The sequence below is a fragment of the Enterococcus sp. DIV1096b genome (assembly GCF_050498765.1).
In the GTDB taxonomy this organism is placed as follows: domain Bacteria; phylum Bacillota; class Bacilli; order Lactobacillales; family Enterococcaceae; genus Enterococcus_D; species Enterococcus_D entomosocium.
In genome coordinates, this window is sequence record NZ_JBMHEK010000001.1 from 2654585 (window position 1) to 2668699 (window position 14115).

Annotated in this window: 13 protein-coding genes; 2 read left to right on the forward strand and 11 right to left on the reverse strand. The window is 38.2% G+C overall.

Annotated features, from left to right (window positions below; genetic code table 11):
- Positions 1–71: 71 nt before the first annotated feature.
- Genes IGJ17_RS12515 through IGJ17_RS12565 form a run of 11 tightly spaced genes read right to left on the reverse strand, consistent with a single transcriptional unit; the run spans position 72 to position 10931 of the window.
- Positions 72–455: a hypothetical protein gene (locus IGJ17_RS12515; protein ID WP_016612582.1), complete on the reverse strand. Its 384-nt coding sequence runs from the start codon at positions 453–455 to the stop codon at positions 72–74.
- The gene (locus IGJ17_RS12520) at positions 452–1468 is read right to left on the reverse strand and encodes a sugar transferase (protein WP_016612581.1); all 1017 of its coding nucleotides are present in this window, start codon (positions 1466–1468) and stop codon (positions 452–454) included. The genes IGJ17_RS12515 and IGJ17_RS12520 overlap by 4 nt, the downstream gene beginning before the upstream one ends.
- Complete coding sequence (locus IGJ17_RS12525; protein ID WP_016612580.1) at positions 1465–2451, reverse strand: helix-turn-helix domain-containing protein; 987 nt, start codon at positions 2449–2451, stop codon at positions 1465–1467. The genes IGJ17_RS12520 and IGJ17_RS12525 overlap by 4 nt, the downstream gene beginning before the upstream one ends.
- A gap of 45 nt (positions 2452–2496) precedes the next feature.
- Entirely contained in the window at positions 2497–2688 is a 192-nt protein-coding gene (locus IGJ17_RS12530) for a hypothetical protein (RefSeq protein ID WP_077452924.1), read from the reverse strand.
- A gap of 49 nt (positions 2689–2737) precedes the next feature.
- Positions 2738–3295: a hypothetical protein gene (locus IGJ17_RS12535; protein WP_016612578.1), complete on the reverse strand. Its 558-nt coding sequence runs from the start codon at positions 3293–3295 to the stop codon at positions 2738–2740.
- A 7-nt stretch (positions 3296–3302) separates the two neighbouring features.
- Complete coding sequence (locus tag IGJ17_RS12540; RefSeq protein WP_086372295.1) at positions 3303–4151, reverse strand: hypothetical protein; 849 nt, start codon at positions 4149–4151, stop codon at positions 3303–3305.
- Positions 4141–5580, reverse strand: coding sequence for a glycosyltransferase (locus tag IGJ17_RS12545; protein ID WP_016612576.1), 1440 nt, complete (start codon positions 5578–5580; stop codon positions 4141–4143). The genes IGJ17_RS12540 and IGJ17_RS12545 overlap by 11 nt, the downstream gene beginning before the upstream one ends.
- A 16-nt stretch (positions 5581–5596) precedes the next feature.
- Positions 5597–6502 (reverse strand): accessory Sec system protein Asp3, encoded by a 906-nt coding sequence (asp3, locus tag IGJ17_RS12550; protein WP_034872025.1) that lies wholly within the window; start codon positions 6500–6502, stop codon positions 5597–5599.
- Between the two features lie 15 nt (positions 6503–6517).
- On the reverse strand, positions 6518–8101 hold the full coding sequence (gene asp2, locus IGJ17_RS12555) for an accessory Sec system protein Asp2 (protein ID WP_061053140.1): 1584 nt from the start codon (positions 8099–8101) through the stop codon (positions 6518–6520).
- A complete protein-coding gene (gene asp1, locus IGJ17_RS12560) occupies positions 8091–9692 on the reverse strand; it encodes an accessory Sec system protein Asp1 (protein WP_429961464.1) in 1602 nt (533 codons plus the stop codon). Before asp1 ends, asp2 begins: the two co-directional genes overlap by 11 nt.
- Before the next feature lie 21 nt (positions 9693–9713).
- Positions 9714–10931, reverse strand: a complete 1218-nt coding sequence (locus IGJ17_RS12565; RefSeq protein WP_034872023.1) for a preprotein translocase subunit SecY — start codon at positions 10929–10931, stop codon at positions 9714–9716.
- A gap of 323 nt (positions 10932–11254) precedes the next feature.
- Here IGJ17_RS12565 and IGJ17_RS12570 point away from each other — a divergent pair, with 323 nt between their 5' ends.
- A complete protein-coding gene (locus IGJ17_RS12570) occupies positions 11255–11650 on the forward strand; it encodes a hypothetical protein (protein ID WP_244732300.1) in 396 nt (131 codons plus the stop codon).
- A gap of 46 nt (positions 11651–11696) precedes the next feature.
- Positions 11697–14066 (forward strand): accessory Sec system translocase SecA2, encoded by a 2370-nt coding sequence (secA2, locus tag IGJ17_RS12575; RefSeq protein ID WP_244732301.1) that lies wholly within the window; start codon positions 11697–11699, stop codon positions 14064–14066.
- Positions 14067–14115 lie beyond the last annotated feature (49 nt).

Here is a 14115-nt window from a genome sequence, read left to right on the forward strand (position 1 = left end):
ACTAATCCCCCTAACTTCCCTATTTATCATGACTTACAGCTTCCCTAATAACACTATTGCTATTTCATCCTCTATTTTCCTGCCTCTTCTTGGATAAAGAATGCATTGGACAGTTCCTGAATTTTACTCATTTGTTCGTTGACTTCTGCTTCTAAAAGCAACAAGTCGCTGAAAATTACTTTTGTATTACGTATATGCCGTAAAAGTTCATTGGTTTTGACCAGCTGCAAGTCAATTTTTTTGCATAACTCTCTCAATTCTTCTTGGCTATTCTTTAAGACAATAAAATCGCGATAACCAATGGCTGACTGTCGTTTTTCTAAAATCATTTGTTGTAATCGCGCAATTTTACTATCCCGTTGTTCGATCGCTTGTTTCAAATCAGTCAACATCTGATCTAGTTCGCTGATTTGAATGATTGCGGATAACTTCTTTGTACTCATCGATTGTTTCATGCTTGACTTGCTCCTTTGCCTAGGAGTATTTTCACTTCTGAATCCATCAGTGCCGTTCTAGTAAATATTCCTGATTGCAGTAAACAACTAAATGAAAGAACATTATTTTTTATCCGCAGCAGCTCTTCATCTGTTAACTCACTTAATTGATGATCAATGTCTTCAATTGCGTTGATAGTAATGCCAAGTTCCAGTTTCTGTACCATCTCTGCTATAGCTGCTTCTTTCCATACAATGACAGGGATTCCTAACGAGAGATACAACGAGATTTTGTGCGGTGCATTATACTTCGTATATTGTTGGTAGTCACCACCATCAGGCAACTTATCATCCCACGCAAGTCCGAAACCATTTTTCTCCATCCTACGAACCAATTCTTCTTGCTCAAAAACACCACAATAATGAACATTCGGACCAAAATGACTGTCGTTTTTATCGCCGTATACAAGAATTTCCGTGCGATTGGGCCACTGCTGTAGAAAACGGGTTTTTGCCAAATTTCCTGCAAAGACAACTCGTTTTTCTGGTCTTTCATGACTGACACTAACATCTTGATGCTGATAGTCGAAAAATGGTTTTTGGATCATTCTCCGTGTCACGCCTCTTTCGACTAAGGCTGTCTGCATAGCTTGGCTATGAACGATCAATACTGTTGCTTCATTGAAAAGAGCAGATTCATCAAAATCGACTTTCCCACGTAACATCTCAGCGTCATGGATGAATAAACTCGTGTAAATCCCTCTTTGTTTCATTCTTTGTAAGAACATTCGGTCAAAATGGGCTCCGTTATAACTTGGATATTGATAGACCACGATATCTTCATAAGCGACACCAGCTGTAATGCCATCAATCCTTGACATAAGTGCATAATCATCTTCATTCTCATCGATATAACGATAAATATATAAAGGTTGATAATCCATCCCATTGGCAATGTGAAAAACATCTACTTTCGCTTTTTTGACTGAATCTGCTGCATTCGATTCAATGATCGTCGTCACCCACCGATTCACGCTTGTCCCATCTCCTTTTCCATCATTGCCCGCACAAACATCACTTCATCTTTTGGTAAGCACCATTCTGCACCCTTCAAATTTTTAGAAAACAGTTGTACAGCAGGATCTTCTTGTGCAGTATTCCTTGTAAGCAGCAAATATTTGACTAATTTTAGAACTGTCTGATTATAGACATCAATATGCCAATGTTCCTCCATTAAACGACTTGCATGTTGAAGTAATTGAACCGCATCATCACAGCGTTGGATGTCTACCAAACATTCTGATAAATCTAATACGGCGCCTACTAAGACTGGCCGCAGTTCCGTAAAATCAGTCGAATTTATTTTCTTTAAAAGGCAGCTCTCTAACAAAAAAATTTGTTTTTCTAAAGATGAAGCGTGCAAGCCATAGCGCTGTTTGATGCGTAATGTAGCTAAATATAAAAGGCTGTCAAATAATGTATAAAAATCAGTTCCCAGAAAAAATGTTTCAAGCATTTCTAAACTTGCATCCGGGACTTTCTGGTTCATACAACCAAATACGAGGTCGGAATAGGCCAACATGAGTTTAAATATCGTATTATCCTCAGTTGAGGGGCGAAACTTTTCTAACTCTTTTCTAACTTTCATAAAGGTAACAAACATGTCCTCTTTCGTTGATAAAGAGCTATAAATCAATACACTCAATAGATGAAGTTGTTCATCTGTTGACATTGCAAACATGTCTAGCAATTCGGTATCTGAAATGCTCAACATTTTCTTGATGCCAACAACCAATTCGAAGGGCAAATCGATCTCATATTGTACCCATCTATAGTACCGTGAGCGAGATAACCCAATCTTTCTTTCAAAAGATTTCACAGATAGTCCTTTACATTTGCGTATCTCTTCTAATTTCTCGCGATCAATATTGACAGCAACGACTGATGTATCAGGTATCTTTAAGTCTGGGTTGATCGTGCTAATTAATCGACAAACGCTTAGTAATCTAGTTTCCATATTTTTCAAATCCTTTTTTCTAAAATGCAGGACCTATTTTTATTCTTACTTCTGTAATGCTTCCAATAAAGAATAAACCAACGATCCAAGGATCACGATCGACATAACTAAGGAAAGCACGATGGTGATCGCTTTGCCCTTTTTCTTTTCTTCTGAGTGATTTCTTACGTTTTCTCGTTCTTCTTGAAATCCCGCTTGAATCGTTTTTTCTAGCTGATTATTCGCCAACGAAATCACCTCTTCCCAGTTTATTTTCGGCAAACAACTATGAAGAAAACTGGTTTATCTACTGGTTCTGATCGTCTGCCAGTTGTAGTGATTCACTCAGTTCTGAAACATTTTCTACTGGTTCATTTTCGTTTGTAGCTATCTCATTCACTACCTCTGCTACTTCCACTGCCCGAAGCTCATCAATCAGCTCTTGACTCAATTGATTCACATCGTTATCTTGTCTTTCGACGGTTGAGGTTAACCGTTCAATGATCTGCTCGGTTTCATTCAAAAAATAGGTTCGAAGCATTTGCTTTTCAACCTCATAAGCAGAAAAGAGCTTCTCATAAATCATTTGTAATTTATTTTGCTCCTCCTGTTGCTGCTCAAAAGATGCATTGAATTGTTTTTTTAATGTTTGGATCACATTTAGATCGATATCGTTTTCTGACTTGTTCATCATTGCTTTCATTTCTTGATTGATTTGAATCAGCTGATCAATCAATGCGTTTTGATGAGCAAAAAGTTTCTTTGCTTCCTCTTGTTCCTTCTCAAAAGTGAGCATGGACCCGCTGTTCTCTTTTATTAACAACATAATTTGCTCATACAATTCAGTGGTTTTCATTTTTTTCATTTTGTCTTCATCCTTTCAACACAACTTTGTCCATGCATACATTTTTGTTTGCCAACAACTGATAATTCTTTTGATCGACTTCTACCTTATGAATATAAGGAACGCGGTCATCTAAAATACTCATTAAGTTCCCTTTGATATTCCCTTTGCCATCAAGCGGCGATTCTTCCAGATAAAGTGTATTTGTCGAGTTGGATTTTGCTAGAGAAAATAATTCTAACCCCATATATGAAATGCCAACTGTATCATTTTCTGTTAACCGAAAAGCTAACTGATCACGAATGAAATCAAGTGTTGTGTTAAATTTTTGAGTTACCTTGAATGTTTCTGTATCACGAATCGTGACTAAATTGATGGTGCCTTGATAAAAATAGTAATTCAGAATACTTTGTTGCTGATCATTGAAAAAAGCAATCTCTTGAACCTGGTCATTGCAGTAATAAATAGTTGAGAATAATTTCCCATCTGCGGCATATTCTTCAATGAAATCTGTCGTGCCATCAGGATAAAAGTAGCGAACTTCTTTGACATGTCTTCTAGTCATAGGATACAAGCTCACTTTACCTACTTCATCTCCATCAGTGATCAAGGAAATGGTCCGGTCCTCGTTCATATAAACTTCTGTAGAGTAAGCTGTTGGTACTTGGTTAAAAAACAGAAAGGCTTCTGGATCGTGACTGCGCTGTGTCACTTGATCTAAAATATTTATTCCCTGCAATGCTTCTTTTTGGAGCATCGCTTGAAAATTTGGACTCGGTGAGATGGACAACACTTGACTTCCTTCTTTGATTCGTGATTTTTGTGCCATCCAAATTCGGTCATTTGGTCGGATCACGGTGACTAATTCATAATGCATCGATCAACTCACTCCATTTCTCTGCAATTATCGCGTCTTGAAACATTCGTACAGACTTGCGGGTATTGGCTTTAAGTTGGTTCAGATCAGAAGCAGTCAACTGACGAATGCCATCTGTTAGTTGCTGAATAGTATAAGCTTCATCAGTTCTAGAAAAATCTTTCAAATAACCATTGACTCCTTCTTTGATCAACTCCATGGCCCCAAAACGAGCCTTGAAGGTTACAATTGGCAATCCTGCATTTAAAGCTTCAATATAAGTCAATCCGAAACCTTCTGAAAAAGAACCAGAGATAAATGCATCATAATCAGGATATACTTCATTGATTGCATGAGAATGCCCTTTTAACCGAATGTACTCTTCTGCATTCAACTCCTTGATCACTGCTTTTAACTTACCTTCTTCTCCCCCTTGACCATAGATGTCTAAAGAGATCGTTGGATGTTCTTTTTTTGCTGCAGCAATTGCCCGCATCACAAGATCAATGTGCTTTTCGGATGCCAAACGAGAGACTGTCACAAACTTTTCTGCCTGTTGTTTGCCTAATTCAAATGAATCTTCTGTCACATCGCGAATCCCTCCCACCGGGATCGTCACAATTTTTTTGGACTCGTTTGGGAAATCGATCAACAAATCTTGCCTTTGCAATTCTGTCGCAACAACGATATGAGCGACTTGTTCCAAATGCGTCAAAGCAAATTCATAGTAATTGTTCCAAAGAGGTGCGCTAGCTACGTCACGATCAGATAAATGATCGGCATGAACGATCTCAATCAATTTGATTTCCGGAGGACAATGATCATATAAAGCAGCCTCGCTTTCCTCCCCCCGATCAATGATGATACTTTTGGTTTCTGGGAATTCTTCTATCAGTTGTTTAAAGAAAAATCGCTGCAATAAGACTTCATTTCTAAAGAAACGATGTTTGCCTTTGAAAGCAAACAAATGAATATTCGTCATTACTCTTCCTCGATGCGAATCATTTCGATAACTGTACATGATTTTTCTTTGATTCGTTCGATAGTCAAAAATCTCTACCCGATAATCCGAAACTAGCAGTAAGCCTTCCTTTTTTGGACTAGGAGATTTTTCCATATGCTCAACGATTTTTAATCCTGATGACGTGATGGTTTCTTTGATTCTATGTGTGTTCGTAGCATCTACTAAGAGATCTTGTTGTGCAGTAAAAACTGCTTTAGCCCCTTGCCTTAAATAATCACCTTCTAGTGCAAAATATTCCCACATGGAGATGACTTTATCATCTGGTATTTTCCAAGCCGCCATGGCTTCATGGAGATTCTTCACTAGCTCCATAAAAATATACTTATAGGGAATATTTTTTCTATCAAAACAAGCAGCACGATAGAACTGTGCATGTTCCACACCAGAATTACCAATCCCCATTGCTTTATTTACAAAAAAATTCATGATGTCCCCCTCTTTATTAGGTTGATTTTTTCCTGTTTTCTTTTACATTCTCTAAAACTTTTAGTGCCCTTTGATTAAGTGCGATCTTTTTTTGCAGACGATCCATAAGCTCGGGTGCTTCGGCTTCTTCATTTGGCTTTGCAAATAATAAAGCTAATACAGAAAAATCTTCGTGGTAACAAGACTCCAGCAAAGAAAAATTTTGTCCCATTTTAAGGTTGATTTTTTCAGGACTGTCGCTTCGCTGATAGATTTGTTCAAGCAATACTTCCAAATACGATGATGCAGCCTTAGTATCCGGTTCAACAAACAATCCTGCTTCAAAATCTGAAAGTGAATATTCTTTGACATAGCTGTTCTGTTTTTCAAATACGACCGATAATGCAGCATGTTTCTCAACCAACGGTGTAACCGCAACAACGCTGGTTGCTATGTTTGAGCCTTGGTTTGCTCCAGTGTTTGCATTTATAGGAACCACTTCAAATGCTTGATTCTCCTTAGTGGATAAAACCAATTCCTTAAAATGAATCTCTTGATGCTTTTTGTTTACCATATGAATCTGATAATCAGTGGCACCTTGCGGAAAGAGAAAACATTCTTGGTTTGTTTCGAAGACTAGTTTTTCAAGGAAAAACCCATCCTTATCAAAAAATTCCACCAATAGCTGTACTGCTTCCTTACGATCGAATGCAGCATGAAGTGTTAACTCGTACTTGTATCCAGGCAGTAACATTGGTAGCATTGGTGATTTCCGACTAATATGAAATTCTGTTTTCGAATACCAAGATTTAATACTGACGCCTGGAGGCATCAAAGGAGAAGAGTACAAGACATCCCCAGAGGGCATATAAGCTATTTTTGCGCCATAATTATAATTGTCATTAAAGTCGATCCCCCACTTGATACGATATAAACTATTCATCGACTCCCTCATTCCCTATAATATTTTCTTGATATCGCGGTGAAATGTATGCACGAGAATATTTTTGTATTGTTTCAAAAACCAATTATTGATGGCAGGACTATTATCGTTATGTCGGCCGATCATGCCTTTATACAGAACACGAGTCATGGGGAAATTATTTTTTAAAAATTCAAACAACATTGGAAATGCCTCCATGTCGTAATCGTCTTGTTTCATATAGGCGATCGCAAAGGTTGTCTCCCGATAATCGCCACTTTTGAATTTGCTCCAGAACCGTTCATTCAATTGACTGCTCGCTTCTTTTGAAACAACCCCAATATTGTAAAGCAGCATATCCAATGAGGTTGGAAATCCAGTTGGTCGATTGATGCGTTCATTTAGAGCAATGGAACCAAGATTCGTCAACGGTTTTCCCACGATGACACTGTTTGGGCTTAAATCGCTAGCAAAATATAGCGCGCCAAACGTTCCCATCGACAATCCGGATAAAATGAGATCTGACTTTTCAAAACCTAGCAGTGCTAGTTTCCCTAAGATGATCGCTACGATTTCTTGTTCGAATTTCTGGCTGCCTAGATAGAAATTCCCACCTTCTAAACGAGGGTCACCAATCAGCAGAAACGGACAGCCCATACTTCCCATCATCCCACGGCCTTCAAATCCTTCCGCTGAACGATAGCCAGAAAAATAAACCGCTAATGGAGGTTTTAAATCTCCCGGATTAAAGTAATAGATCACTTCTCCCCCCAGATTCTCTTCATCCCGAATCCGACCACCTCCTGGAATCATGACACTTTCATCTGCCATTGCTCTTCGCAGGTGCATCTGCCCGATCGTAAATTGCCCTCGATTTCCTTTGGCATACAATGAAACATTGATGTATGAATTTTGATCTAATTTGAAGTAAACCGGCTCCCCATTTATGATTTGATCGTGAAGGACCTCAATCACTTGGATGACTTGATTCGTGTTTTCTTTAATGAAAAAGAGTTTGATTTTTAATGTCACTTCTCCTTGAACATCTGCGATCTCCGGATAAAAACAGGTGCGTTCGTTTTTAGGGATCAGGTTAGTCATTTTCCAAGTAGTTATTTGCTGATCGTCTGATGTCAGTTGTGCCTTTACCTGACAGGCTGCATGTCCTTCTTTAACGATCTGCAACGGGACAGTTTTATTAAATTTCATGTGATCCATAGATAGCTTATATCCTTGTTGCTTTGCTGAGAATTGCTCATTGATCGTACGAAAAACATTTTCTAGCTGCTTTTTATCAAAAGGATTCGCTGCTTTTAATGTGAATAGCGCTTGAACTTCTGGAGATAGCTGCCCATTTTCTTCGTAAAATATTTGGTAGGCTGGTAATTGTTTTAAAAATTCCAAATTTTCAAGAATCGCGGCATTTTCCTCTAGAAGAAAAATTGCCCGATGGTATTTGGTATTATATTTGTCTTTCTTAAACAGCTGTAGCTCCTGCTCATCTTTTCTGAAATCATAGGCCAACGGAAGCCACTGATAGGCAAACAAAGGAGAAAGCTGCTTTTGCCCCTCAGAAGAAACAGCTGCAACATGAAATACCTGAATCTGTTTAGACGACACCCTCTAGCAACTCCCTCCATTGTTTAATAATATTATCCTCACTAAAACGCTCAATATAACTAATATTTTCCACCAATGCTTGGTTCCAATTATTTAAATCGTCCAGGTAAAAAGCGATTGCTGCATCTAATTCTCTAATTTGACCAATGATTTGCCCATTCTTTTGGTCATCCACATAATCGGTTTTCTTCCTAACAAGCTGAGGAATCCCTGCACTAACAGCTAGTGCTTGTTTCTGGACATCAACTTCAGCAGACAAATCAATATACAATCGTGTCTCATTGAAATCCTGACGAATCGTGGTGAGATGAGAATCCAAGCGAAAGTGAATCCTAAAATTGACATCAACTGCCTCTACTAGATTTCGCCAATTTTTGCTTTCTCGGATCTCTTCAATCGCCTCTTCATCCGTTTTAAATAACTTTTTCGCCTTTTTTGCTTCGAAATACTTTAATACCTTTTGATACTCCTCAGATTCACTATCGACACCGAAGTGAGTATCAACCAGTTCTTTTTGTGCTTCTCGTAAAACGACTTCGCTTTGGAATGTCGTCGTTTCGATAATTAAGTCATAACGATCATTCTGAATAACTTTTTGCAGTAATAGATGATGGATTCTCCGAACGTCTTCGTTAAGCTCACCGGCGTTCCAATAAAGGACCAGCTGGGGAATGGAGTTGCTATTGCCCAGCTGAAAAGAAGTTGTGTAAATAGGGATGCGTTGTATCCGAGATAGGTCATTGACACCGGACTGTTTCATTAAAGAGAAGAGCGCTGTTTGATTACTAGTCGAATCCGTAATGATTTTATTTTCGCCAGCCCATAATGCTGCTTTTTCATCTGATGCACAAGTTGAAAGTCTGTGGGCATCAGAAACGATCTGGATCACTCTTTTTCGTTCCTCGTTCGTTTTGACCAATCGTAGACTCCGCTCATTTGTCAAACAGAGGATTTGATCTTCTGGCTCAAGGCTCAGTTGAAATTGATTCATCATCTCTAAAAGAAGTTCATCCATGCTTCGATACTGACTTTTCTTTAGTCCACTTTTCCGAGGATTTACCAGCTCAACGTGTGGATTTTCTCCAAAGTATTCCACACATTTTTCCATTCCCGATTCGTTATAATAAATCTTCTTTACTTGTTCCCCTTTGTCATTCTGGAACGATTTTGCAGAAATAAATCCCCGATCATCGAAAAAGAGGATTTGTCGATAAGGTTCCGTCATTATAGACATCTGTTCTGCAAAACCAAATGAATTGAACCGAATTTCACCAAATGGTTGATTTTCCTTAATCAGCGTGATTCCAAAAGGTGTATAGACCTTCTCAACATTCTGAGCAAGAGGCAAGTCATCGACATCTAAGGGAAATCCATTGGTTTTTTGAATGTCTTGCAAGCGATCATAAAGCGAAGTCATTTGCGCTACTTCTAATTCATATGCATGCATCTGATAACGTAAAAACGGTATATGCTCCAATAACAATAAGTGATACGGTTCTCGATTGTTCTTGAAAAGCTGAATGATATTCATCATATAATCACTTTCTAAATTGCCACTACTGGTCGTCCAATCAGGGATAAAATAATTCAAAAAATTGCCTCCTAACATCCTCTAAAAAATCCGGTAAGTATGTCTGGAAAAGAGGAACCGTATTTCATTTGTGATAGTTTCTAAAATGATGATCAACATAAAAATACTTCCGAAATAAAAAGCTAAGTTGGAAATGATTTGATTTTGCAATCCAATCAACAAGGGAATCATTGAAACGATCACAAGATAACTGTTGCCAAGTAATGCAACGGTTGATAAACGCTTCAATATATATCGCTCTGTCTGTTTGCCAGGAGCAACATTTAAAATGTAATCTCCCGTCTCTTTTAGATTTTTGGCTATATCGTATGGTCGAACATTTATAAAACTAAATCCGTAACCTAAAACATAGAGAATCAGACCATAAGTGAAAATACCCCGCACATTATTAAAGGAAAAGTAAGTCGTAATAAAATTTGAAAAGCCTGTGTCTCCCCACTTTTCGTTCAATAGTAAAAGCTGTGGCATTGAAAAGACGGTTACTGCAAACATGAAAGGCATTGCCCCGGCAGGTAAAAGTCGAATAGGAATATATGAATTGTTAAAGCGACTGTCGATACCTGTCCGTTCAATATTGATACGGTATTCTGCATTGTACAGGAAGAGTGTGAGATAAATAAAAACTAAGGTCACCATAACTAACCCGATAATAAAGTTTTGACTTAAATGAACGGATTCTGTTTGTCCCGAAATTAACATAGCTGGGATATTCATCAGTAAACCTGGAACAATAAACAGACTTTGACCTCCAATTCCTTTATCAATGTTGATATCAGCTAGCCATGCAACGAACAATCCCCCAGCCGTCAAAAGAAGAACTGCTCCTAAAAACAACAGGACAATAGAGCCTCCAATTGCTTTTTGATCAATCATTGAGGAACGAAATTTTAAAACCAGTGCGCAACTTTGAAGGATAGCAAATAAAAGAGTCAAACTGCGTTGAATATACCCAATTCGTTTGGTGGAAAGATTTCCGATACTTTCTGTATCAATCATGCTGATCGTTGTCCAGATGATCAGGGCAGTCATATACGGGCCCATCCCTAAAGAAAAAAGCGTTGGAACAGTAAAATTCCCACCGGTTGATGTCGCTAAAAATTTCAGAATCAAACTAGTTGATTCCTCTGGTATCTTTTCTGAAATAAAAAAAGGAACCTGGATATGCTTACCTATCTCAACAATGAACAAAAGGAAAAAGCTCGCGATTATTCTTCGAATGAGTTCTTTTTGATTCTTCATTTTCATCTCCAATTTTCTTACTTTTTTTTAATCTGCAAGGTTTAACAAAATAGTAACAGGTTTAAAATTGCCTTTTGTACTTGTTTTTTGTTGAAATAAAAAAAAAAAAGGAAAAGGTGAGGTTGGTCATTGTGGTATCATCGTTTTAAATTCAAATAAGTAAAAACTACTCACTTTAAATGGTCATCAGAGAAATACAAGGATTGGAAAAGAAAAAAAGGGAGAATTTCCTGAGAAATAGCCCCCAAAAGAAGGTCTTTACTATGAAAAAACTAATTGAAGTCATCATACCTCTCGTTTTGCTCTTAGGAGGTATCTTTTTTTTGAAAGAAAATTTAACAGTCAACGAAACACCGACTACAGAATCTAGGGTCCCTGACAATGAAACGACGCCTAAGTTAAACCTAAAAGCTGTCGTTTTGCGGACTGATGACTCTTTGGAAGCAGTTGATCAAGAGTCCATCTATCACGGTGAATTTCCCTACTATAATATGGATAGCACCAAAACCTATACGTTTTCACTTCACTTCGTAACAAGTTCTGGTGAAGCGCTGCTGGATCAAAACGAAGAACCACTTATTGCATCAAGAAAGATGAAACTAGTTACTCAGAAGGGAAAGATCGTCTTTTTTTTAGAAGCCAATGATTTGATGAGGGAATATCTTTTTGACCTAGACGACGTCATGATTCGTGCTAAATTAGAAAGCATTGCTGATTAAGCTTAAGCCACAAGCAATATCAGTTTTTGAAAGGAGGAACAAAAAAATGAAAGATAAAAAGTTTCGCAAGTATATTCGGTTGGCGAGAAAAGTTCAAAGTCTTGCAGAAAACTATCGGCAATTATCAGATCAAGAATTGCAAATGCAAACCATTCATTTTCGACAACAACTCGAACAGGGCAAAAAACTGGAGAGTTTACTCCCGCAAGCCTATGCTGTCGTTGTCGAAGCAGACCGTCGTGTCTTGGGAATGGAGCCTTATTTTGTTCAAATTCTTGGCGCAATTGCTCTTTTTTACGGCAATGTTGCTGAAATGAAAACCGGAGAAGGAAAAACATTGACCGCAACCATGCCGATGTATTTACATGGTCTGGGAGGCAAAGGCAATTTCTTGATTACTTCTAATACGTATTTAGCCTTGCGAGATATTGAAGAAACGGGAAAAGTCTATCGTTTTCTAGGACTATCCGTGGCTGCAGGTGTTCCTGAACATGAAGATGAAGGAGAAGAAATCGATAAAGAGGTGGTCTATGCAGCAGACATCGTCTATACGACGCATAGCGCACTGGGCTTTGACTATTTATTTGACAACTTGGCTGTTTCTCCAGACGAACAATATGTCACCCACTTCAATTATGTACTGATAGATGAAATCGATGCAATATTACTTGATATGGCGCAAACGCCATTGATCATTTCAGGAGCACCCAAAGTTCAGTCAAATTTTTTTACGCTATCTGATTGGTTTGTGAAAAGCTTGATTGAAGGTGAAGACTTTATGAGAAGTGAAAACAAACGTCACGCTTGGTTTACAGAAGCAGGCATAAAAAAAGCCGAAGACTACTTAGGTATTGAAACTATTCTTTCAGAAAAATGGAAAAGTCTTTACCGTCATTTAGTCATTGCCTTACGGGCCAATTATCTCTTACACTTAAACAAAGACTATGTTGTGGAGGACAACGAGATTCTTTTGCTTGATGAAGCAAATGGACGTAAGCTGATTGGAACAAAACTACAAGCTGGCCTTCATCAAGCAATCGAAGCGAAAGAAGGCGTAGAGATTACTACAGAGAGCCGCTCCATGGGCTCCATTACCTACCAAAACCTATTCCGAAAATTTAAAATTTTGTCCGGAATGACTGGTACTGCCAAAACAGACGCCGACGAATTTCGAGAAACGTATGATATTGACGTAATCGAAATTCCGACAAATAAACCCATTCGCCGAAAAGATCATCAGGATCTGGTCTATGTGACCAATCAGTCGAAAATCATGGCTTCTTTAGAAGCAGTAAGAAATGCTTTGACGCAAGAACGCCCCGTATTGATTGAGACAGGATCAGTCTCAATGTCGACGTTATACTCCCTGATTCTCTTAAAGCATCGAATCCCTCATAATCTTTTAAACGCTACAACAGCGACCAAGGAATCCTGGATCATCTCAGAAGCTGGTAAAAAAGGTGCCGTAACTGTGGCTACTTCAATGGCTGGGCGTGGTACAGATATTAAACTGGAAGAAGACGCACGGGAAAATGGTGGTCTATTAGTAGTAGGAACTGAGCGGATGACCAGTGACCGAATTGACAATCAGCTTCGGGGCCGCTCTGGACGTCAAGGAGATCCGGGTGACAGTATTTTCTATGTATCTATGGAAGACAAAATCGTGGTTGAAAGTGCACCCAAATGGGCCGCCGACGAACGAGAATTATTAACTGAACAAGAAGAATTATCCAGTGATCTCACGCCCTTAAAAAAGAAAAAATACAATAAACTAATCAATCAGTCTCAAAGCAATCGCAAAAATCAAGAAATTGCCGGACGTCAAACGACGCTAGAATTTGACTCAATTATTACCATTCAAAGAGACAAAATGTACAGCATGAGAAACAGCATTATGAAAGGTACCCCTGTCGAGTTAGAAAACATCATTAATCAATGCATAGAAGAAACAATCAATCAATTCACCACTAAAAAAGAGAACCTAAATCAACAAGCGATCCTTGATTTTATCTTTAATAATTTGGACTATAATTTTGATGTTTTTGAAATCGAGAAACTAGATAAATTTAATAAGCGAACGGTCAAAAAATTTTTATTGGATCTGATTTCAGAGCGTTTGATTCACATTCAACAATTTATGCCAGATAGTTTCCAACAGCTGTTTTTCAAGCGAATCATTCTTTTAAAAGCCTTAGATACTCTTTGGATCGAACAATCAGACAACCTGCAACAATTGAAAACAGTCATCAATGGGCGAAACTGGGGACAACATCGCCCCATCTATGAATTTCAAGTAGAAGCACATCGTTCTTTTACTGAAATGCGTGAAGCCATTTATCTAGAAGCAGTCAGAAATTTATTATTATCCGAGTTGGTAAAAACAGAAGATGGTTCATTCGATGTTGAATTTCCATAGCCAACTATAGCCAATAAAAAAGCATCACAGTTAGTTTGCCTAACTGTGA

Bases quoted from the DNA above. Each gene is read 5' to 3' on its own strand.
- IGJ17_RS12515 (WP_016612582.1), bottom strand. From the start codon at position 455: ATGAAACAATCGATGAGTACAAAGAAGTTATCCGCAATCATTCAAATC.
- IGJ17_RS12525 (WP_016612580.1), bottom strand. From the start codon at position 2,451: ATGGAAACTAGATTACTAAGCGTTTGTCGATTAATTAGCACGATCAAC.
- IGJ17_RS12535 (WP_016612578.1), bottom strand. From the start codon at position 3,295: ATGAAAAAAATGAAAACCACTGAATTGTATGAGCAAATTATGTTGTTA.
- IGJ17_RS12540 (WP_086372295.1), bottom strand. From the start codon at position 4,151: ATGCATTATGAATTAGTCACCGTGATCCGACCAAATGACCGAATTTGG.
- IGJ17_RS12545 (WP_016612576.1), bottom strand. From the start codon at position 5,580: ATGAATTTTTTTGTAAATAAAGCAATGGGGATTGGTAATTCTGGTGTG.
- asp3 (WP_034872025.1), bottom strand. From the start codon at position 6,502: ATGAATAGTTTATATCGTATCAAGTGGGGGATCGACTTTAATGACAAT.
- IGJ17_RS12565 (WP_034872023.1), bottom strand. From the start codon at position 10,931: ATGAAGAATCAAAAAGAACTCATTCGAAGAATAATCGCGAGCTTTTTC.
- secA2 (WP_244732301.1), top strand. From the start codon at position 11,697: ATGAAAGATAAAAAGTTTCGCAAGTATATTCGGTTGGCGAGAAAAGTT.